Origin of the sequence: Agrobacterium sp. BT-220-3 (genome assembly GCF_025910175.1) — a bacterium.
GTDB lineage: Bacteria > Pseudomonadota > Alphaproteobacteria > Rhizobiales > Rhizobiaceae > Agrobacterium > Agrobacterium oryzihabitans.
Genome location: NZ_JAPAIX010000007.1, coordinates 78,111 through 99,270 on the forward strand (window position 1 = coordinate 78,111; position 21,160 = coordinate 99,270).

The 21,160-nt window shown below is 58.6% G+C and carries 16 protein-coding genes; 11 read left to right on the forward strand and 5 right to left on the reverse strand.

Annotated features, from left to right (window positions below; genetic code table 11):
• Positions 1 to 433 precede the first annotated feature (433 nt).
• From OK142_RS17985 to nadE, 6 genes are all read left to right on the forward strand, one after another.
• On the forward strand, positions 434 to 3,223 hold the full coding sequence (locus tag OK142_RS17985; protein ID WP_216331860.1) for a bifunctional aconitate hydratase 2/2-methylisocitrate dehydratase: 2,790 nt from the start codon (positions 434 to 436) through the stop codon (positions 3,221 to 3,223).
• Between the two features lie 457 nt (positions 3,224 to 3,680).
• Positions 3,681 to 4,589 carry a hypothetical protein gene (locus OK142_RS17990; RefSeq protein ID WP_498684345.1) on the forward strand — a complete coding sequence of 303 codons (909 nt, stop codon included), beginning with the start codon at positions 3,681 to 3,683 and terminating at the stop codon, positions 4,587 to 4,589.
• Positions 4,590 to 6,542 carry an asparagine synthase (glutamine-hydrolyzing) gene (asnB, locus tag OK142_RS17995; protein WP_216331864.1) on the forward strand — a complete coding sequence of 651 codons (1,953 nt, stop codon included), beginning with the start codon at positions 4,590 to 4,592 and terminating at the stop codon, positions 6,540 to 6,542.
• On the forward strand, positions 6,539 to 6,802 hold the full coding sequence (locus tag OK142_RS18000) for an acyl carrier protein (RefSeq protein WP_003498798.1): 264 nt from the start codon (positions 6,539 to 6,541) through the stop codon (positions 6,800 to 6,802). The genes asnB and OK142_RS18000 overlap by 4 nt, the downstream gene beginning before the upstream one ends.
• Before the next feature lie 18 nt (positions 6,803 to 6,820).
• Positions 6,821 to 8,353, forward strand: a complete 1,533-nt coding sequence (locus OK142_RS18005; RefSeq protein ID WP_498684348.1) for a class I adenylate-forming enzyme family protein — start codon at positions 6,821 to 6,823, stop codon at positions 8,351 to 8,353.
• Positions 8,350 to 9,348, forward strand: coding sequence for an NAD(+) synthase (gene nadE, locus OK142_RS18010; RefSeq protein WP_498684349.1), 999 nt, complete (start codon positions 8,350 to 8,352; stop codon positions 9,346 to 9,348). The genes OK142_RS18005 and nadE overlap by 4 nt, the downstream gene beginning before the upstream one ends.
• Positions 9,349 to 9,383: 35 nt before the next feature.
• Here nadE and OK142_RS18015 read toward each other — a convergent pair whose 3' ends face one another.
• The 5 genes from OK142_RS18015 to OK142_RS18035 form a co-directional block, all read right to left on the reverse strand.
• Entirely contained in the window at positions 9,384 to 10,337 is a 954-nt protein-coding gene (locus OK142_RS18015; RefSeq protein WP_498684350.1) for a Csu type fimbrial protein, read from the reverse strand.
• Positions 10,334 to 12,772, reverse strand: coding sequence for a fimbria/pilus outer membrane usher protein (locus OK142_RS18020; protein ID WP_498684352.1), 2,439 nt, complete (start codon positions 12,770 to 12,772; stop codon positions 10,334 to 10,336). Before OK142_RS18020 ends, OK142_RS18015 begins: the two co-directional genes overlap by 4 nt.
• Complete coding sequence (locus tag OK142_RS18025; protein WP_498684354.1) at positions 12,744 to 13,463, reverse strand: fimbrial biogenesis chaperone; 720 nt, start codon at positions 13,461 to 13,463, stop codon at positions 12,744 to 12,746. Before OK142_RS18025 ends, OK142_RS18020 begins: the two co-directional genes overlap by 29 nt.
• A gap of 21 nt (positions 13,464 to 13,484) precedes the next feature.
• A complete protein-coding gene (locus OK142_RS18030) occupies positions 13,485 to 13,985 on the reverse strand; it encodes a spore coat protein U domain-containing protein (RefSeq protein ID WP_318283677.1) in 501 nt (166 codons plus the stop codon).
• Positions 13,986 to 14,299: 314 nt separating this feature from the next.
• On the reverse strand, positions 14,300 to 14,770 hold the full coding sequence (locus tag OK142_RS18035; protein WP_444759027.1) for a heme-degrading domain-containing protein: 471 nt from the start codon (positions 14,768 to 14,770) through the stop codon (positions 14,300 to 14,302).
• A gap of 411 nt (positions 14,771 to 15,181) precedes the next feature.
• Between OK142_RS18035 and OK142_RS18040 the strand changes: the two genes are divergently transcribed.
• Genes OK142_RS18040 through OK142_RS18060 form a run of 5 tightly spaced genes read left to right on the forward strand, consistent with a single transcriptional unit; the run spans position 15,182 to position 21,140 of the window.
• Entirely contained in the window at positions 15,182 to 16,228 is a 1,047-nt protein-coding gene (locus OK142_RS18040) for a LacI family DNA-binding transcriptional regulator (RefSeq protein ID WP_498684355.1), read from the forward strand.
• Complete coding sequence (locus OK142_RS18045) at positions 16,225 to 17,238, forward strand: Gfo/Idh/MocA family protein (protein ID WP_498684356.1); 1,014 nt, start codon at positions 16,225 to 16,227, stop codon at positions 17,236 to 17,238. Before OK142_RS18040 ends, OK142_RS18045 begins: the two co-directional genes overlap by 4 nt.
• A complete protein-coding gene (locus tag OK142_RS18050) occupies positions 17,235 to 18,848 on the forward strand; it encodes an acyl CoA:acetate/3-ketoacid CoA transferase (RefSeq protein ID WP_137039534.1) in 1,614 nt (537 codons plus the stop codon). Before OK142_RS18045 ends, OK142_RS18050 begins: the two co-directional genes overlap by 4 nt.
• On the forward strand, positions 18,841 to 19,620 hold the full coding sequence (locus OK142_RS18055) for an enoyl-CoA hydratase/isomerase family protein (protein ID WP_498684357.1): 780 nt from the start codon (positions 18,841 to 18,843) through the stop codon (positions 19,618 to 19,620). Before OK142_RS18050 ends, OK142_RS18055 begins: the two co-directional genes overlap by 8 nt.
• The gene (locus tag OK142_RS18060) at positions 19,620 to 21,140 is read left to right on the forward strand and encodes an aldehyde dehydrogenase family protein (RefSeq protein ID WP_498684359.1); all 1,521 of its coding nucleotides are present in this window, start codon (positions 19,620 to 19,622) and stop codon (positions 21,138 to 21,140) included. Before OK142_RS18055 ends, OK142_RS18060 begins: the two co-directional genes overlap by 1 nt.
• Positions 21,141 to 21,160: the final 20 nt, after the last annotated feature.

Below are 21,160 nucleotides of genomic sequence, written 5' to 3' on the forward strand. Positions count from 1 at the left end.
AATCTGAGTGGGCAGCTTCTTGACCTCCAAAGGCTCAATCATGCTCCGATACAGCATCTGCCTGTCGATCTCGTTGACATTGCCGGTCGGGTGGTACTCGTAGGTAAGCCTGAAAAGACGCCCGGCGTATGGGGACGACTTTTTCTGAAAGGGGAGGCCGTATTAGTTTTCTACTGACAAAGAGGCACCAATACCGATTGGCAGCGGCGCAAAGCGGGAGTTTCCATCGTTCCAATTCGAAAGGCACGCGCCCGGTCATTTTTAACCGATCGATGCTCAATCCGATCTACCACTTTTTTACTGAAATGCGGTATCTTGTCATCCGGCCTCGGTTGGCGTACTCGAAAACCCATAAAAGACCCTGGGCCTATCAACAATACGGTTTGGTGGCGCTGCGTTTCGGCGCCATACACCTCATGACATTGGGATTGCGATGAACCTTTACTTGGATTACCTGGCTGAGATCAAAAGCAGAGAAAATCAAGGGCTCGCTCCCAAACCTATTGACGATGGCGGACTGACCGGCGAAATCATTACACTGATCAAGGATGCCGGCAGCGAGCACCGGGCAGATGCCCTCAAGTTCTTCATTTATAACACCTTGCCTGGCACCACGAGCGCTGCGGGTGTGAAGGCTGCCTTCCTGAAGCAGATTATTCTGGGCGAAACGGTGGTCCCGGAGATCACGCCGACTTTTGCACTCGAACTGCTGTCGCATATGAAGGGCGGCCCGTCCGTCGAAGTGCTGCTCGATGTAGCACTTGGCAATGACGCGACACTGGCCGCGCAGGCGGGTGACGTGCTGAAGACGCAGGTCTTCCTTTATGATGCCGACATGTTCCGGCTGCGCGATGCCTTCAAGGCCGGTAATGCCGTCGCCAGGGGCGTTCTGGAGAGCTATGCCAAGGCCGAGTTCTTCACCAAGCTTCCGGATGTCGAAGATGAAATCAAGGTCGTGACCTTCATCGCCGCCGAAGGCGATATCTCGACCGACCTTCTGTCCCCCGGCAACCAGGCGCATTCGCGTTCGGACCGTGAATTGCACGGCCAGTGTATGATCACGCCGGAAGCGCAGGCGGAAATCGTCGCGCTGCAAAAGCAGCACCCGGACAAGCGGGTGATGATGATCGCCGAAAAGGGCACGATGGGCGTGGGCTCGTCGCGCATGTCGGGCGTGAACAACGTGGCGCTGTGGACCGGCAAGCAGGCCAGCCCTTACGTGCCCTTCGTCAACTTCGCCCCTGTTGTCGCTGGCACCAACGGCATTTCGCCGATCTTCGCGACCACCGTCGACGTTACCGGCGGCATCGGCATCAACCTGAAGAACTGGGTGAAGAAGACCGGTGAAGACGGCAAGCCGATCCTCAACAATGACGGCAACCCGATCCTCGAGCAGAAATATTCGGTCGAGACCGGCACTGTCCTGAAGATCGACGCCAAGAACAAGAAGCTGTGCGACGAGAACGGCAAGGAACTGGTCGATGTCGCTGCCGCCTTCACGCCCCAGAAGATGGAGTTCATGAAGGCCGGCAGCTCTTACGCGATCGTCTTCGGCAAGAAGCTCCAGACATTTGCCGCCCAGACCCTCGGCGTCGAGCCGACCCCGGTCTTTGCTCCGAACAAGGAAATTTCGATCGAAGGTCAGGGCCTGACCGCAGTCGAGAAGATCTTCAACCGCAACGCCGTCGGCGTGACCCCGGGCAAGGTACTGCATGCGGGCTCCGACGTGCGCGTGACGGTCAACATCGTCGGTTCGCAGGACACGACCGGCCTGATGACCGCGCAGGAACTTGAGGCGATGGCGGCCACCGTCATCTCGCCGCTCGTGGACGGCGCCTACCAGTCGGGTTGCCACACGGCATCCGTCTGGGACAAGAAGGCCCAGGTGAACATTCCGAAACTCATGTCTTTCATGAACAATTTCGGCGTTATCACCGCCCGCGACCCGAAGGGCGTCTATCATTCGATGACGGACGTGATCCATAAGGTGCTGAACGACATCACCGTGGATGACTGGGCAATCATCATCGGCGGAGACAGCCATACCCGCATGTCCAAGGGTGTGGCCTTCGGTGCAGACTCCGGCACCGTGGCGCTGGCGCTCGCCACCGGCGAGGCAACGATGCCGATCCCGCAATCGGTCAAGGTGACCTTCAAGGGCACGATGCGTCCTCACATGGATTTCCGCGACGTGGTCCATGCGACCCAGGCGCAGATGCTCCAGCAATGTGGCGACAACGTCTTCCAGGGTCGTATCATCGAAGTCCATATCGGCACGCTGCTCGCCGACCAGGCCTTCACCTTCACCGACTGGACAGCCGAGATGAAGGCCAAGGCCTCGATCTGTATTTCGCAGGACGATACGCTGATCGAATCGCTGGAAATCGCCAAGTCGCGCATCCAGATCATGATCGACAAGGGCATGGACAATGCCGTCGGCACGCTGAAGGGCCTGATTGCCAAGGCGGATGCACGCATCGCCGAAATCCGCTCGGGCGAAAAGCCCGCACTGACCCCCGATGCCAACGCGAAATATTTCGCCGAGGTCGTCGTGGATCTGGACGTGATCAATGAGCCGATGATCGCGGACCCCGATGTGAACAATGCCGATGTCTCCCGGCGCTATACTCACGACACGATCCGCCCGGTTTCCTATTATGGCGGCACCAAGAAGGTAGACCTCGGCTTCGTGGGCTCGTGCATGGTGCATAAGGGCGACATGAAGATTGTCGCGCAAATGCTCAAGAACATCGAAAAAACCGAAGGCAAGGTCGAGTTCAAGGCGCCGCTGGTCGTCGCCGCGCCGACCTACAACATCATCGATGAGCTGAAGGCCGAAGGCGATTGGGAAATCCTGCAGAAATATTCGGGCTTCGAGTTCGATGATCTGAAGCCGAAGACCACCAACCGCACCGAGTATGAGAATATCCTCTATCTCGAGCGTCCGGGCTGCAACCTGTGCATGGGCAACCAGGAAAAGGCGGAGAAGGGCGATACGGTTCTCGCCACCTCGACCCGCCTGTTCCAGGGCCGCGTCGTTGAAGACACCGCCGAGAAGAAGGGTGAATCGCTGCTGGCGTCGACCCCGGTCGTGGTGCTTTCGGCGATCCTTGGCCGCACCCCCAGCATGGACGAGTACTTGAACGCCGTCGACGGAATAGACCTGACAAAGTTCGCTCCGCCGAAAACTACTCCGATCGATTCCCTGTCTGTCCACTACTAAGGGCCAGATTCTGGAATATTGTGCATCGCGAAGACGCCGCCTTCGCGGTGCACTGTAAAGTCATCTGAATCCTTCAGACTCGATTGCCTTGAAGGGTCCGGGTTACTGTCAAATAGTTGCGAAACGCACTTATCAACGAGAAATTGCGCCGACACATAACTTCTGATTAATACGCCTGCGGCAGAATAGCAGTGATATTACTATTCTCGATTAAACGCCTGTGCGGCAAGAAGCGGCGATTATGCCTCAGATACGTTCATTTATTGCGGACGATCTTGTGTCCGTGGCCGACATGTTTCACCGTGTCCTGCGGAAGAAAGATGGCGCCGCGACGGATGACCTGACTTCATATTTGCGCACGCTTTTCCTCGATACTTCAAACACAAACCCGGATATTTGCTCCAAGGTCCATGTGCTCGACGACGGGCGCGTATCCGGTTTTATGGGCGTATTGCCCATGGCGATGGAGCTCAATGGCAGGATCATAAACGCCGCGGTCTGCTCTTCCTTTGTCGCTGAAGACCGCGAAACCGATCCGTTTGCCGGAGCCCGTCTCTTGCGCGAGGTTCTTGCGGGTCCCCAGGACCTGACATTCGGTGAGACGATCAACGATGTTTCCACCGAAATGTGGAAGACGATGCGCGGCCACCTGCTGTCCACCTACAGTCTGGACTGGCTGCGGATTTTGCGCCCGGCGTCCTTGGGAGCCGAGCTCGCTGCTACGCGCTTTTCCAGCGCTTTCCGCGCGCTGACGCCGTTGAGTGTGATGATCGACCGGGCCATTTCGGCAAGAGGCCACGGGCGAGCCTTGTCCTATTATGCATCGCATCCAGACAAGGTGGACAGCTTTACCGACGAAGAGGCAAGCGATGCCGAATTCGCGCATCTCGCGCGTGAACTCGTCGGGCAGTTTTCGCTTCGCCCGGTGTGGAGCGAGGAAAGTCTGCTGACCATGCTCCAGCATGCCAGACGCAAGCGTCTGCATGGTGAGCCGGTGCAGCGTATCGTGAGAGCCCGCGGCGGCAGGGCGGTGGGGCTGTTTCTCTATCACGGCAATCCGAAGGGCATAGGTCGCACGTTGCAGGTCATGGCTCTGCCGGGGCAGGAGCAGATCGTCATCGACCGCTTGATCCGCAACGCCTATGAGCGCGGTCTCGTTGCTATAAGGGGCCGCACCCAGCCGGCGATTCTTCAGGCGATGATCGGCAAGAAATGTTCGTTTCTCCATGCGGCGTCCACCATCGTGCATTCCCGCGACGCGGAGCTCATCAAATCCGCGACGGATGGAAAAGCGTTCTTCAACGGTTTTTCCGGCGAAAGCTGGACGCGCCTCATCGGCGATAGTTTCGATCAGGCGGGCGAGTAAATGTGCGGAATTGCCGGATTTTACAGACATGACATGCCGGCCGATCGCGCAAATGAGCGCCTCGCGCTGATGGCTTCGTGCCTCAAGCATCGTGGTCCGGATGCGCATGGCAGCCTGCTGCGCGGTGATGTCGGGCTTGCCCATGCCCGGTTGGCCATTGTCGGCATTGCCGATGGCGCGCAACCGATGCGCACGGTGGAGGACGATCTCGCCGTTTCCTTTAACGGCGAGATCTTCAATCACGTCGAACTGCGCGAAACACTGTCCGCGCGTGGTCACAAGTTCCGTACGCATTCCGACACCGAAGTCATCCTGCATCTCTATCGCGACAAGGGGCTCGATTGCCTCAGCGAGTTCAACGGCGATTTCGCCTTCGCCCTGCACGATGCCCGAAACGACACATTGCTGCTGGCCCGCGACCGGATGGGTGTCCGGCCGCTTTATTATACCTGGCATGAAGGCACGTTTTATTTCGCATCCGAGATGGCGGCGCTTCTGGCCTTGCCGGGAATGACCGCCGAAATCGATCCGGTTGCGCTGGATCAGATTTTCACATTCTGGTTCCCGCTGCCGCCGCGCACCGCCTTTCGCGGCATCCACGAGTTGCCGCCCGGCCATATGATGATCCTGTGCGACGGCGCATCCACCGTGCGGCGCTGGTGGCAGCTTTCCTATCCAGACGGCAAGGACGCTGCACCGTCGGCAGGCTTCGATGATCAGGTGGAGGAACTGACGGCGCTTCTGGCCGACGCAACGCGCATCCGGCTTCGCGCCGACGTGCCGGTCGGCTCCTATCTGTCGGGTGGGCTGGACTCCTCACTCGTTTCCGCCCTTGCTGCCCAAAACGTCCGCCAGGGTCTGCGCACCTTCTCGCTGGCGTTCGAAAGTGCTGAGCACGACGAACGTATCTGGCAGAAGGCGATGAGCGAGTATCTTGGCGTCGCATCCGAAACCACCGAGTGCTCGACTGAGGACATTGCGCAATACCTGCCTCAGGTCATGGAGCATGTGCAGACGCCCATCCTTCGCACCGCGCCCGTTCCGCTTTATCTGCTTTCCCGGCACGTACGCGACAGGGGCATGAAGGTAGTGCTGACCGGCGAGGGTGCTGACGAGCTGTTTGCCGGCTACGACATTTTTCGCGAGGCGCGGGTAAGGCGGTTTTGCAGCCGCCAGCCGCAATCTTCTCGCCGTCCCAAACTGTTCCAGCGGCTTTACCCCTATCTGCCGGGGCTGAAACAGCAGACGCCGGATTATCTGGCCCGGTTTTTCTCCTTCGGCGCGGAAGCGACCGACGAGCCGCTGTTTTCCCACCGGCCTCGCCTGCGTTCAACGGCGGCGGCGAAAATCTTCTTTTCCGCCGGTTTGAGGGATGAGCTGGGTGACTATGACGCGGCGGCCGATCTCGCGGCGCAGCTGCCGGAGGATTTCCGTCGCTGGCACCCGCTGCACCAGGCCCAGTATCTCGAAACCGCATTCCTTTTGCCCGGCTATATTCTTTCCAGCCAGGGCGACCGGGTGATGATGGCCAACGGGGTGGAAGGCCGATTTCCGTTCCTTGATCCCCGCGTTGTGGACTTTGCCGCCGCGCTCCCGCCGGAGGCGAAACTGCGCGGTCTCAAGGAAAAATATATCCTAAAGCAGGCAGCAACCGAGCTGGTGCCGGATGTTATCCTCAACCGGCCCAAACAGCCCTATCGCGCGCCGGATGCGGAAGCGTTTGCGGATGCCGGCTATCTCGACACCGTGCTTTCTGCCGATAAACTCAAGACCGCCGGCCTGTTCAACGCCCAGGCGGTCGAAAAGCTGAAAACCAAGGTGCGTCAAAAGCAGGCGACCGGCTTTCGCGACAACGCCGCATTCGTCGGAATATTGTCGACGCAGCTTATACATGCCGCCACGACTTCGAATGCCTCAACACCATCGCAAAACATTGAAGGAAGCTCCATATGACGACTGAAAGTACCGGAACGAAAGCCGAAATTCGCGGTTTCATTATCGAAAACTTTCTGTTCGGCGACGAAAGCCGGCCGTTTGGTGACGATCTTTCGTTGATCGACAATGACATGGTCGATTCCACCGGAATTCTCGAATTGGTAAGCTTCATCGAGGAACGCTACGGCGTCCGCGTTGCCGATGCCGATATCGTGCCGGCCAATCTCGATACGATCGACAACATCGCGGCCTTCATCGGCCGCATGAAGACCGCCTGACAATTTCGGGAAGCGCCATTGCGTATCGACCACTACCTGCATCAAAGTGCGGAGCGCCATGCCGGCAAGACGGCGCTGGTGGCTGGTGAGACGCGCCTGAATTACGCTGAGTTGAAGACGATGAGCGAGGCTTTCGCCGCCGCTCTGATCGTCCGCGGTGCAACTCCGGGCGACCGTGTCGTCCTTCTGATGGACAATGGCTGGCGCATGGCGGTGGCGATTTTCGGTTGCTGGATGGCGGGCGCCGTCGTCTGCCCGGTCAATCCGTCGACAAAGGAAGCCCGTCTTTCTCAAATTCTGGACACCTCCACGCCCTTTGCCGTGGTTGCGGAGGCACGTCTTGAGAAGATGGTTTCGGATACCGCCGGTTCATCCGAACTGTTGCGCATCGTGTCCGGCGTTTCGAACCCTTCTGGCGATGGTGTCGATTTTGACGCGTTGCTGGAACAAGCTCACGTCGCGCTGCCGCAGAATTTGCCCGAAACCGATCTGGCGGTGATCATCTACACATCGGGTTCCACCGGCGAGCCGAAGGGTGTGATGCTGGCGCATGACAATCTCGACGCGGCCGTCCGTTCGATCACCTCCTATCTCGGCAATACCTCGGACGATATCCTTCTTGGCGTCTTGCCTCTTTCATTCGGATATGGCCTCAACCAGTTGCTTTCCAGCGTCTTTGTCGGCGGTACGCTGGTGATCGAAAAATCCTTCGCCTATCCGCATCTGATTTTCGAGCGTGTCCGCGAAGAACGGATTACCGGTTTCGCGCTGGTGCCGACCATGCTCTCCATCATGATGCAGACGCGGGATCTGTCGCCAAATCTGTTTGAGAGCCTGCGCTACGTCACCGCCGCCGCCGCACCCCTGCCGACCGTCCATGGCGACTGGCTGCGGACGTTCCTGCCGCATGTCGGGCTGTTCCGCATGTATGGTCAGACCGAGTGCACGCGCATCAGTTTTCTGCCACCAGAAGACCTCGACAGGAAACGTGACTCGGTCGGCATCGCCATACCCGGTACTTCGACCGAGGTGGTGGACGAGATGGGCGACAGCGTAGCGCCCGGCACCACCGGAGAACTCGTCGTCAGCGGACCGCATGTGATGCGCGGCTATTGGAGAAACGAGGCGGCAACGGCCCGTGCGCTTCGCACTGACGCGGCAACGGGCAGGATGCGCCTTCACACCGGCGATCTCTTTACCTGCGATGCCGAGGGCTATCTGACCTTCGTTGCCCGCAAGGACGATATCATCAAGTCCCGCGGTGAAAAGGTTGCGCCGCAGGCGGTCGAGGCCGTGCTGCAAACCATGCCGGGCGTATCCGACGCTCTGGTCATCGGCGTTGCGCATGAGGTTTTCGGCCAGGCGATCAAGGCAATCGTCATCGCTCCCGGCGCGGCGATCACCGAAAAAGACGTCATGCGCCACTGTGCCCGGCATCTGGAAGTCCATATGGTGCCGACAATAGTTGAATTTCGCGATTTCCTGCCGACGACGGATACCGGCAAGGTCAGCCGTCGCCTTGCTGCTCAAGATACGGAGAACAATCGATGACGAACAACGCACACAGCATGCCTTTCTCGCCGCTTGAACTCGATGCGGCGGCGGAGGTCGAACGCATCGCCGAAAAAATCCGCCGATCGCTTCGTTTCGACCTGCGCAAGCGCGGGCTGGTGCTCGGCCTTTCCGGCGGCATCGATTCCAGCGTCAGTGCAGCACTCGCCGTTCATGCGCTTGGAGCCGCAAATGTTTTTGGCCTGTTCATGCCGGAAAACGATTCCGACCCGGAAAGCCTGCGGCTGGGGCAGGCGGTAGCGACGATGCTCGGCATGGATTGTGTGCTGGAAGATATCGGGCCTTCGCTCGCCGCCATGGGGTGTTATGAAAGGCGCGATGGTTTCATCCGCGAGGTCGTTCCAGAATATGGTCCGGGCTGGACGTCCAAGATCGTCTTCGACAATGCCATGAGCACCGGCGCCTATAATATTTCCTCGCTGGTCGTTCGTTCGCCATCAGGTGAAACACGCAAGATTCGTCTCACGGCGAAAGCCTATCTGGGCATCGTCGCGGCAACGAACATGAAGCAGCGCACCCGCAAGCAGTTCGAATATTATCACGCCGACCGCCTGAATTTCGCGGTGCTCGGCACGCCGAACCGGCTGGAATATGACCAGGGCTTCTTCGTGAAGAACGGCGACGGCGCAGCCGATATCAAGCCGATCGCCCATCTTTACAAATCGCAGGTCTACCAGCTCGCGGCCCACCTCGGCATCCCGCAAGAAATCCGTTCCCGCCCGCCGACCACCGATACCTATTCCATGCCGCAGACGCAGGAAGAGTTCTATTTCGCTCTGCCTTACGACAAGATGGATATCTGCCTCTATGGCCTGGAAAACGACAGGCCGTCGGCCGAGATCGCCAAAGCTGCCGGCCTCAGCGAGGACAATGTCCGGTTCGTCTGGACCGATATCGCCGCCAAGCGAAAGGTGGCGCATTATCTGCACCATGCGCCCATCCATCTGCATGAGGGTGTTCAGGGGAAACCCTGAGACGCTTCATCTGGCCGGGCGCTGAGCGTGCGTCCTCAATAACTCACCGTCACAACAACGGTATCCGAGTAAGTTCCCGGCGCCGGCGTAGTCTGCGCCGGCACGCGTCCATAGACGGTCAGCGTCTGCGGGCTGCCCGTTCCGGTACCGGTGACTATCTGCCCGGCCGCACTTCCCCAGACATTGGTGCGGCCTGTGTCACGGTAAAGGCCGTAGGTGATCGAGGCTCCCCCAAGCACCATTTGCCGCGAAGCCGGCGGGCTGTTGCTCAGCCCGCCGTTGAGAGCAACGCTATAGGCGAGATTTGCCGTGCAGGTCAGCGAAATCGCACCGTTCGCATCGACTGCGGTACTGAGAACGCCGTGATTGCCGAAATTGATGGGTTGAGCTGTGACAAGGCAGGTCGGCTCCACCACAGCCGTGACGTTGAACGGTACTTGCGTGGGGTTTTGGGTTACAGTGGAGCAACTCGGCGCAAGTAGAAGATACGATGTATAGGTGAAGCTGGTCTCGGCGCCAGCAAAGCTGGAGAGATATGGGCCCCGCGCCGCAGATGCCTGATTGGCGGCAATCCTGCCATAAACGGTACGGCTTGTATTATTCACCAGGAGGGGTAGCGCCAGATCGATCGGCGGCGGCGATCCGAGCGCAGGTTGAGCGAGGGAGCCCCAGGACGTCGTTCGCCCGGAATTTTGATACAATTGATAATTGAGCACGTTGCTGCCCTGTAGCATCCTGCGAATCCCGCCCGACTGGCCTCCACTTCCCGCATTGATGTTCGGGCAGATTCGAATGGAAAGGCCCAGCGTCAACAATGGGTTGGAACAGGTTATGTTCAGTGTCGCGGTACTGTCCACCGCACTCCCGCCTGTAAGGTTGACGAAGCCGAAATTCATATCCGACATACCGAAACTACAGCTCTGCGCCAGCACGGGAGAGGCAAAAAGAAAAGCGGAGAGGGCAAGGCCGGCACGGGTCAGCATCGTCATTGAACGCTCCTGCAAATGGCTTCGAGGGTCGTGCGGGTTTCGGCGGCATCGCCAAGAACGATCTGCGCCTCGCACTCGCCACCGGTCGGCTGCGTGATGAGAAGCCGGTGTTTTTCAGAGACATTGTCGAGATAGGCCTGTCCGTCATAACCAACCACGAAATCGCGGCTGTCATCGATCGTGCCTGTCGATCCCGCTTCGATGAAGTTGCCGCTTTCGTTCTTCAGCGTTATGAGCGCCACGCGCCCCCCGGTTTCCACCTTGAAATCGACAACCGCCCCGCTTCCCTCCGAAGGAATGACGGTCTGCTTCGTCCGGTCGATACGCGCATCGACGGGAAGATTGCCGGGGTCGAGCGTGATCGTGTTGACATCGTAAGAATGCAGATTTGGCAGCAATATCTTGCCACGGCGGTTGGTCTGTCCGATGGGGCGGTTTTCCAGCAAGATTTCGACGCCGGGGGCACCCGCATCCACAACGGCAAAGGCATCATCGATCCGGTTGCCAAGGAAAACATCTCCCCCTGCAATCGCGATCGATCCATCCACCTGCGCATAGGCCTGTGTGGTGCCATTGAATTGATCGACACCCGCCGCCACGCGGGCCACGCTGCCGCGATAGCTGCCCGAAGCGGAGATGATATCGCTGTTGCCCATGGAGCCACGCAAACGCCAGCCATAACTTCCCTCGGTCTGCTGCTCGGATTTTGCGATATCCGCCGTCACGGAATAGCCATCGGCATTGGATGACAAACCGACGGAGCTGGAAATACCGCCCCCGAAGGTCCAGGAAAGACCGGCGTAAACGCCATAGGAACCATCGTCTTCAAGGTCCTTGTAGGCAGTGATGAAGATATTGCCGTTTTCGCCAAACCGTCGTGTTGCGGAAAGACCGAGCAGCCGGGATTTCCTTTCATCGAAGGTTTCAAGCTGCGTGTAGGAGAAATTCAGGCTCGTCTCGTCGAAAGCCAGCTGGGTGGAAGCGGAAATCTGATCGAGGGAACGCGGGGCACGCGCGCTGAGAAGACCCGATATCCTCCTGTTTTCTGACGTGTTTGCGGAGACGGATGCGATATCGTGGTAGTCACCGAAGGTGCGTTGTGAGCGGGCGACGAACTGAATGCCGAGCAATTCCGCCTCGACGCTTGCCGACAATTGATAACCGCTTTCATCCTTGAAATGGCTGGTTGCGCCCGAGACCGTACCCAATCCGAAATTGCCGAGTGTGAAGACCCCGCCAAACCCGACATTGTAGAAGTCTGCGCCGCCTTCCGCGTGGCCTTCCAGTGTCAGCTTGTCTGAAAAGCCGTAGCGGACCGTGGCCGATCCCAACAGTCTTTCATCGTAATCAAAGGACGAGGTGCCGTAGTCGCGTCGCGCAAAGCCAAGCTCGGCGGAAAAATCGACCAGCCCTTTTGCAAGCAAATCCGCCGAGGCAAAAAACGGTGTTTCCGACACGGTCTCGCGGCCAAGCGCATCACGCACCACCAGCCGCGCATTGCCCGCACCGCTGACGACGGGGAGATTGGTGATGGAAAACGGACCTTCCGGAACATCCTGCGAGATGCGGCGAATATTATCCACATAGACATCGACAGTGGATGGTACGGCTGCGGAACCGGCAAAGGCCGGCATCGGCATCGTCACGATATCTGGCCTCAGATCGAAATTTCTTCGTATTTGCAGTCCACCCAGCCGCGTCGGGCGTGTCCATGCAAGCCCGCCCGTGATCAGATCACCGGCGCGATAGGTCGTCAGCGTGTCTTCATCGGAATAGCTCCAGGTGGTGTCGAGCCGTCTTGTATCGAACTGGTCGAGCTGCGAAGTGCTCAGCACCTGAGACGAGGACAATACGCCGAGTGGACCAAAGACGCGACCTTCCAGCAAGGCGGAAACGCCGTTGAAGTCGGCAATATCCGACCATCTTTCGCCACCGGATGATCCGTAAATCGTGTAATTCACCAGACCTCCCAGATCGCTTGTGGCCTTCGTCTCCGCCTCTTCGTCCTCATCCCGGTCATTTTTACCGGATGCGTCGATGAGCTTGCTGGCCCGTGCCGCCATCGGCAGCGTGAAATAGACGGACTGGCTGCTCTCGTCGTAACGTGCCGTCACATCCGGCAGTCTGGAAATATCGACCCAGCCGTCGCCGCGAACGGCACTGTCAACGGGCGTAATTCCGACATTTCTCAGCTGGACCGGCTCTATGAAAAGCGCGCCGGTGTCGTCTTGACGAAATGTGGCGATCAGTTCTGTCGAAACATCGTTGATGTAGACTTCGAGCTGCAATTGTCTCGGCTCTTCTGCGGCAAAAAGGGCCGGTGATGCCGCAGGGGATAAATCCTGCGCCATGGAAAAACTGCTCGATGAAATGATCGTCAAACCTGCAATCGCCAAAACGGCAAGGCTATCCGCCGGTGACGCGCGCCGTCGCATTGACAGGGCCGCCTTCGCTGTCCGCCGAAATCTTCATTGTGCCGCCGGCTCGTTTTCCACTCGATGCCGGCACCACCCAGCTTGTGCCGGACTGGCCGAGCACATAGCCCACCAGCCCCTGCTGCTGGGCGACTGCCTGCCCGTTACCACCGAGCAGTTTGAGGTTGGCAATCCGCAGCCGCTTCAGACCCTTGTTGGAAACCGTCACGCGATAACCATTGGCCTGCGGCGTCACCGACCACGTTGCCTCCGCATCACCGGCGGCCGCATTCGAGAAGAAAACGGGTATGGAGTGACGAACGACCAGCGTGATCGTGCCGGACGGGGATTTGCTCCTTGATGGCAATTCGTCGACGATGACGCGGTAACTTTCCTCGGCCCTGATGGGCTTTTTGGAGAGCCGGACGATGCGGATAAGGTTTTCCGCTCCCGGCTTCAGCTGCGTCATGGGCGGGCTGGCAACGACGTCCTCTGCTGCCGTTAAGACATCCTCTCCGTTTTGCTGGGTCCAGCGGAAAATTCTGACCTGAACGTTGATGGGCGTTTTTGCATCATTCCATATTCGAAGACTGGATGCCGCTGCCGGTGCCTTGAGATCAAGAATAACGGGCGAGACCCGCAAAGATGTGGCGTATGAAGGTGAAACAGACAAACCGGCAATAAACGCAGCCGCTAAGGTAAAAAGACGCATGCGCGATCCTCCCTCTGGCGATCAATAGGTAAGCGTGGCCCTTACTGTGTCCGTATAAACGCCCGGTACGGGTGTCGTCTGGGCTGGCACCCGCCCATAAACGGTATATGTCTGTGCCGCGCCCGTTCCCGTTCCCGTCTGCCTGTCCGTGCCGATGGTATTTCCCCACAGCTGCGTGTGGCCGGAATCCCGGTACAGGGAATAGGAAACGGTCGCGCCGCTGGGGCCGGTCATCAAGCGGTTTGCAACCGTAGCGCCAGTCCCTGCTCCGGCGCTCAGCCCCAGCGAGTATGGTGTGCTTGAGGTGCATTGCACCACAATCTGGCTGGTCGCATCCACTTCAGCCGCGATGAAGCCACTATTGCCGAAATTCAGCAAAGTCGTGGAATTGATCTGGCATGCCGCCTGAATGGTGATCTGCACTGTAAAGTCTGACGTGGTGGACGTCTGCGCGACGCTTGATGCGGGCGCAGAGATCAATGCTGCAAGCAATGCGATGTGGCGTGATTTCACGAACCTCATGCTCTCTCCCCATGCCTTCGCACCGCCGATTTTCCCGGCGATCCGCAGCAAATCATCACCCGAATAGCGGGTAATAAGAATGTGCTAATATTCTCTTCGATTGAGTTAACAAATCCTTAACGTCGGGACCTGAAAAACTACCGGGCGAAATGCAGTAGGAAACACAACCATATGTGGTTTGCTTCATAGTTCATTTGTTTTGAAAAATTCTTTATAATCAATCGCTTGGTTGTGGACTAACGATTTGAGCAGTAGCGTGCGGAACTCTCGGATAGACGATGAGTGAAAACGCATATCCGAGAGCAGTCTTGCAATCAGCCTGCGAGCATCTCCGTCAGGCAGAGTGTAACCAGCTTGTGGTCTTCAACGTCAGGCAGTCCGCTGACGCCCACCGCCCCGATCAGCGTGCCTCCACGGATGGTGAGCGGAAACGCGCCGCCGCTCGCGACGTAATCGCTCGTCGGCAGGCCAAACCGGGTGTTGAAGTCATACCCCTTCAGTTCGGATTCGAGCCGGACCTGAAGCGAGCTGCGATGAAAGCGATGAACGACGGCACATTTGCGGCGTGTCCAGCCGAAATTGTCTATGGTTGCGCCGGGCAGGAGAGTGGCGAAGACCACGTCGGTACCATGCCGTATCTCGATTGCTACAGGGAGCTCCTGTGATGCCGCGCGCTGTCTTATCAGGCTGCCCAGTTTCCATGCGAAATCGTAATTGAATGTGTTGAGCTGGAGCGCTGCGAGTTCTGCCCGCAAGGCGTCAAGTGAAGGCGTTTCTATTGTCATTCATTGCTCCGGAATGAGGGTCGATCGCTCATCAGGCTGAGCGTTTGACGGTAAACTACTGTCCATAGTGACTGAAGGGCAAGCATTGTCGCTTGGGCTCGGTCGTGCATTGCTGAACGTCGCGTTCGCCCGGCATTGCAGGCCTGATAAACATCGCTCCTGTTGGGAAGAAACATTAGCGTATTTTGGAACGTTCCATTTTTCAAGCGCGTGCCGCCGCAAATCTCGAAGAATTCAAGGAAATTACAAAAATCAAAAATCTCCAATAATACATTGAAATAAATAAATTATTGGAAGTTTTGTATTCTCTTTCCCGTTGTTTTCATTTTTGGTTCGGCAATGTCGCTTGACAAAATTGGAACGTTCCAATTAATTAGCCTCAATTTCGAGGAAAGGCATGGGAGGGCTTCAATGACTGGCGGACGGGTAACCGTTATAGATATCGCGCAGGCCGCAGGCGTGTCGAAATCGACCGTCTCGCTGGTGCTGCGGGGGTCTCCGCTCGTCAATGAGGGGACGCGGGCCAAGGTCAATGCGGCGATGCGCGAGCTTGGTTATGTCTATAACCGTGGCGCCGCGAACCTGCGCCAGACCAGTGCGAAATCGAAAATCATCGGTGTCGTCGTCAACGATCTGACGAACAGCTTCTTTGCGGAGCTTGCCGTTGGCGTTGATACCGTCGTGCAATCGGCCGGCTATGTTCAGTTTCTTGCCAATACCAGCGAAAGCATCGACCGGCAGCGCGAGGTGATTGCCTCCATGCGGGAACACGGCATCTCGGGGCTGATCGTGTCGCCCGCCCGTGCGACCGATCCGCTTGACTTCAAGCCGCTGATTGCTGCCGGCATTCCTGTCGTGGTCGTTGTTCGCAGTCTGCCCGGTGCGAAAGTCTCGTCGGTGGCATCCGACAATCAGGCCGGCATGGCGCAGGCGGTTGCCCATCTAGCCTCGCTCGGTCACACCCGCATCGCCTTCATGGGCGGCTTTCCCGATACGGCGGTTTTTCACGAGCGGGTCAGCGGCTTTCGGGATGCCCTGGCTGTCGCCGGTCTGCCTTTTCAGGAGGCGGCGGTTGTTCCCTGCGCGCCCTCGCGTGCCGGCGGAGTCGAGGCGATTGGACGCGTGCTCGAAGCAAGCGATCCGGTCACGGCCGCCGTCTGCTTTAATGATGCCGTGGCTTTTGGCGTTTGCGACGGGCTGCGCGCCCGGCACATGGAGGCGGGGCGGGATTTCGCGGTCGTCGGTTTTGACGATGTCATCGAAGCCAAGACGACGGTTCCGGCTCTGACCACGATTGCCGTCGACCCCCAGGGGATTGGCAGGCGGGCAGCGCAGCTGCTTCTCAAGCAGATCAATTCGGAGAAGGCCGATGCGGAGGCGGTGACAACGGCGGTTCGGCTCGTTGTGCGGGAGAGCTGTGGGGCAGGGCGGCATGAAGTCGGGAGGACATTGGCATGACGGTGCGTTGGGGATTGATCGGCGCAAGCACGATCGCGCGCGAGTGGGTGATCGACGCGATCAGAAAAACAGGCGGCGAGGTTGTTTCCGTTCTGAGTTCCAACCCTGTTCGCGGGGCGGAATATGCGGCGGCAAACGGCATCCCGAACGTCGCTTCCGATCTGGCGTCGCTCCTTGCCGATCCGGCCATAGATGCGGTTTATATTTCGACGACGAATGATCTGCATTGCGAGCAGGCGCTTGCTGCTGCCCGGGCGGGAAAACACATTCTTTGCGAAAAGCCTTTGGCCCTGTCACTCGACGAGGCTCATGCGATGACAAACGCGGCCCGTAAGGCAGGCGTCGTTCTGGCGACAAATCATCATCTCCGGAATGCGCCCACGCATCGGGCGATGCGCGATGCAATCGCTGCCGGCACGATCGGGACGCCGCTGAGTGCGCGCGTCTTTCATGCGGTTTACCTGCCGCCGCATCTGCAGGGCTGGCGGCTGGACAAGCCGTCTGCGGGCGGAGGCGTCATCCTCGACATTACCGTGCACGACGTGGACACGCTTCGCTTTGTGCTGGGCGCTGATCCGGTCGAGGTCATCGCGTTTTCTCAGGCCGGCGGCATGAGCAGGGAGGGACTGGAAGACGCCGTCATGGGTGTCATCCGTTTCGAAAATGGTCTTATCGCGCAGTTCCACGATGGCTTCACGACCAGATATGCCGAGACCGGTTTTGAGGTTCATGGCACCGAAGGCTCCCTGATCGCCAGAAATGTGATGACCCAGAAGTCGGTCGGCACTGTCGTGCTGCGCACCGAGGCTGGTGAGGAAGACATCAAAACGGGTTCCGACAATCTTTATGAGGTCGCGCTCGAAGCCTTTCACTCGGCCATCACGGGCGGCAAGCCTGCCGCGACTGCTGAAGACGGCATCTGGTCGCTGGCGACCGGGCTTGCCGTCGTCGAAGCTTCAAAAAGCGGAACCGCTGTTCGGGTCAAAACGGGAATCGAGAGCCGGTCATGAAAAAACACATCACTCCAGCTCAGGCAGCGGAGCTCATTCCAGACGGTGCTATTATCTCCGTCTCGTCGTCCAGCGGTCTCGGCTGCCCCGATCTGATGTTGAAGGCGATCGGTGACCGCTTCGATGCGACCGGACATCCGAAGGACATCACGACACTTCATCCAATTGCCGCCGGTGACATGAGCGGCATCAAGGGTGTCGATCACATCGCGAAAAAGGGCCTGCTGAAGCGGATCATCGGCGGTTCATACCCGTCCGGCCCTTCCAGCGCCGAGCCGCCGCTGATCTGGCAGATGGTCACCGGAGATGAAATCCCGGCCTATAACATTCCATCCGGCATCATGTTCGACATGCATCGCGAGGCGGCTGCAAAGCGCCCCGGTGTGCTTACCAAAATCGGCCTCGATACCTTTGTCGATCCGGCCCGTCAGGGCTGTGCGATGAATGCTTCGGCTGCGGCCGAGCCTGTCGTCAAACGGGTGACTTTCGAGGGCGAGGACTGGCTATATTTCCCCTCAATCATTCCGCAGGTGACGATCATCCGCGCGACGACCGCCGATGAGCGCGGCAATCTCTCCTACGAACATGAGGGCGCTTATCTCGGGGGTCTCGATCAGGCGCTGGCCGCCCGCAACAATGGCGGCATCATCATTGCGCAGGTAAAGCGCATCACCAAGGAAGGCTCGCTCAAGCCGCACGATGTGCGGGTTCCCGGCATGCTGGTGGATTATGTGGTGGTCGATCCCGATCAGAAGCAGACGACCCAGACGGCCTATGATCCGGCGATATCGGGAGAGGTCTTCCATCCGCTCGATTCATTCGAGGTGCCGGAGTTCAATATCCAGAAGGTGATTGCCCGTCGTGTGGCGCAGGAACTTGAGGCTGGCAGTTGCGTCAATCTTGGTTTCGGCATCTCTGCGAATGTGCCGAGAATTCTGCTGGAAGAAGGGCTGCATGGCGCGGTGACCTGGGTGATCGAGCAGGGGGCGGTCGGCGGGGTTCCGCTGCTGGATTTCGCCTTCGGCTGTGCCTCCAACGCCGACGCCTATATGCCGTCACCCTATCAGTTCACCTATTTTCAGGGGGCGGGCTTCGATGCATCGCTGCTGTCCTTCCTCGAAATCGGCAGGGACGGTTCCGTCAATGTTTCGAAGCTTTCCTTCCGTCCGCATGTGACCGCCGGGGCCGGAGGCTTTGTAGACATCACGGCGAGGGCGAGAAAAATCGTCTTTTCCGGCATGTTCAATGCGGGGGCAAAGCTGTCGATCAATGACGGCAGGTTGATTGTCGAAAAGGAAGGAAAGCTGAAGAAGCTCGTCAATGAGGTCGAGCACGTTACCTTCTCCGGCGGCAGGGCAATCGAACAGGGTCAGGACATCACCTATGTCACCGAGCGCTGCGTCATGAAACTGACGCCGCAAGGCATCGTGTTGACGGAGATCGCGCCGGGCATCGATTTGCAGACCCAGATTCTCGACCAGTCGGAGTTCGAGCTTATCGTCGCCGACAATCTCAAGGTGATGGACGCCTCGCTTTTTGCCGAAGCCAATATCCGGCTTGCGTTGCCTAAAAAAAGCGCTCGTGTGCTGGAGGGAACCTTCCATGGCTAACGGCACGGTTCGCGTCGAGGTCGACGGCCATATCGCGGTCATGACGGTGTCGCGGCCGGAAAAACGCAATGCGCTCGATCTGAACATGCTCGGCGCGCTAATGGCGTCCGCCGACGAGGTCGAGGCAGACAATGCGGTCCGTGTGGCGATCCTGACGGGCGAGGGGCAGGGCTTTTCGGCCGGCGGCGATATCAAGGCATGGGGCGGCATGCAGCCTCAGGAATTTGGTCACGCTTGGGTTCGCCACGGTCACCGGGTTTTTGAACGTCTTGCAACCCTGCGGATGCCGTTGATCGCCGCGTTGAACGGCCATGCGCTTGGCGGCGGCCTTGAACTGGCGGGTATCGCGGACATTCGCATTGCCGAGGAGCAGATCAAGATCGGTCTGCCGGAAACCAGCCTCGGCATGGTGCCGGGCTGGTCGGGTACGCAGCGGCTGGTGAAGCGGTTCGGCGCACAGCCCGTGCGCCGGATGGCGCTCGGCGGTGAGACATTCAGCGCGCAGGAAGCGCTCGCGCTTGGGATTGTCGATGCCGTTACCACAACCGGCAATGCTCTGACCGCTGCGAAAGATTATGCGGAGCGCGTCGCCGCGCGTGGTCCGGCCGCGTCCGAGATCGTCAAACTGATGATCGCTTCGGCAAGCGGAGAAGACAATGGCACGGCGGTCGAAGCATTGGGCTCCATCCTGGCTGCCAAGACCGGCGATCTGAAGGAAGGCGTGGCGGCATTTGGCGCAAAGCGCCCGGCAATATTTAACGGAGAATGGTGATGACGGTTTTGATCAATCCGAAAATGCTGAGCGACCGGACGGCCCGAGATTTCAAGATGCTCATTGACGGCAACTGGATCGAAGGCAATGTCGATCCTATCGAGCGGATAGCGCCCGGTCACGGCTCCGTCGTCAGTCGTTTTCAATCCGGAACCAAGGCCGATGCGGAACGGGCGATAGCGGCCGCGCGCACCGCTTTCGATACTGGCCCATGGCCTCGCATGACTGCTTCCGAACGTTCGGCTATTCTGTTGAAGGCTGCGGACCTCATTGCCGCGCGATCCGAAGAGCTTGCCTATCTCGACGCCATCGAGGCCGGAAAACCCATTACCCAGGTGCGTGGTGAAATCGCCGGTTCCGTCGATATCTGGCGTTATGCCGCCGCACTTGCGAGAGATTTGCACGGCGAAAGCTACAATACGCTCGGTGACGGCACGCTCGGTGTCGTCCTGCGTGAGGCGATCGGTGTCGTTTCGATCATCACGCCGTGGAATTTCCCTTTCCTGATTGTCGGCCAGAAGTTGCCTTTTGCGCTAGCGGCCGGCTGCACCACGGTTGTAAAACCCTCGGAACTCAGTTCCGGCTCGACGCTTGTTCTCGGCGAAATCCTGCAGGAAGCGGGTGTGCCGAAGGGTGTGGTCAACATCGTCACGGGAACCGGTGCCGAAGTCGGTTCGATCATGACCTCGCATCCGTCCGTTGATATGGTCTCGTTTACGGGTTCTACGGGCGTCGGCAAGCTGACCATGGTCAATGCCGCGCAGACCTTGAAGAAGGTGTCGCTTGAGCTGGGCGGCAAGAACCCGCAGATCGTATTTCCGGACGCTGATCTTGATGCGTTCATCGATGCGGCTGTCTTCGGGGCCTATTTTAATGCCGGCGAGTGCTGCAACGCCGGGTCGCGCCTTATTCTTCACAAAAGCATCGCGGCGGATGTGGTCAAGCGTGTCGGCGAGCTTGCCAGGAATGTTAAGGTAGGCGATCCTCTGGACCCGACGACACAGGTCGGTGCGATCATTACGCCTCAGCATCTTGAAAAAATCTCCGGTTACGTTTCAGATGCGAAAAACAGCGGCGCACAGATCGCTCATGGGGGAGAAAAGCTGGACTTGGGAATGGGTCAGTTCATGGCGCCTACCATTCTATCGGATGTCACGCCGGCCATGGCCGTTGCGCGTGAGGAAGTTTTCGGACCGGTCCTTTCGGTTCTGACATTTGAGACAACCGCAGAAGCTATCGAGATCACCAATTCCGTCGATTACGGCCTGTCCGCAGGCGTCTGGAGCCGCGATTTCGATACATGCCTGACGATCGGGCGCCGCGTGCGGGCCGGTACGGTGTGGATGAATACCTTCATGGATGGCGCGAGCGAGCTGCCGTTCGGAGGCTACAAGCAGTCCGGTCTCGGCCGGGAACTCGGTCGCCATGCGGTCGAGGACTATACGGAAACCAAGACCCTGAACATGCATATTGGCGGCCGAACCAGCTGGTGGATGCCGCAGACTGAAAAACCGGCCTAGCCGGTTAGACTGACTGCGTC

Bases quoted from the DNA above. Each gene is read 5' to 3' on its own strand.
- OK142_RS18045 (WP_498684356.1), top strand. From the start codon at position 16,225: ATGACGGTGCGTTGGGGATTGATCGGCGCAAGCACGATCGCGCGCGAG.
- OK142_RS18015 (WP_498684350.1), bottom strand. From the start codon at position 10,337: ATGACGATGCTGACCCGTGCCGGCCTTGCCCTCTCCGCTTTTCTTTTT.
- OK142_RS18000 (WP_003498798.1), top strand. From the start codon at position 6,539: ATGACGACTGAAAGTACCGGAACGAAAGCCGAAATTCGCGGTTTCATT.
- OK142_RS18040 (WP_498684355.1), top strand. From the start codon at position 15,182: ATGACTGGCGGACGGGTAACCGTTATAGATATCGCGCAGGCCGCAGGC.
- OK142_RS18030 (WP_318283677.1), bottom strand. From the start codon at position 13,985: ATGAGGTTCGTGAAATCACGCCACATCGCATTGCTTGCAGCATTGATC.
- OK142_RS18050 (WP_137039534.1), top strand. From the start codon at position 17,235: ATGAAAAAACACATCACTCCAGCTCAGGCAGCGGAGCTCATTCCAGAC.
- OK142_RS18055 (WP_498684357.1), top strand. From the start codon at position 18,841: ATGGCTAACGGCACGGTTCGCGTCGAGGTCGACGGCCATATCGCGGTC.
- nadE (WP_498684349.1), top strand. From the start codon at position 8,350: ATGACGAACAACGCACACAGCATGCCTTTCTCGCCGCTTGAACTCGAT.
- OK142_RS18020 (WP_498684352.1), bottom strand. From the start codon at position 12,772: ATGCGACGGCGCGCGTCACCGGCGGATAGCCTTGCCGTTTTGGCGATT.
- asnB (WP_216331864.1), top strand. From the start codon at position 4,590: ATGTGCGGAATTGCCGGATTTTACAGACATGACATGCCGGCCGATCGC.
- OK142_RS18060 (WP_498684359.1), top strand. From the start codon at position 19,620: ATGACGGTTTTGATCAATCCGAAAATGCTGAGCGACCGGACGGCCCGA.
- OK142_RS17985 (WP_216331860.1), top strand. From the start codon at position 434: ATGAACCTTTACTTGGATTACCTGGCTGAGATCAAAAGCAGAGAAAAT.
- OK142_RS18035 (WP_444759027.1), bottom strand. From the start codon at position 14,770: ATGACAATAGAAACGCCTTCACTTGACGCCTTGCGGGCAGAACTCGCA.
- OK142_RS17990 (WP_498684345.1), top strand. From the start codon at position 3,681: ATGGCGATGGAGCTCAATGGCAGGATCATAAACGCCGCGGTCTGCTCT.
- OK142_RS18025 (WP_498684354.1), bottom strand. From the start codon at position 13,463: ATGCGTCTTTTTACCTTAGCGGCTGCGTTTATTGCCGGTTTGTCTGTT.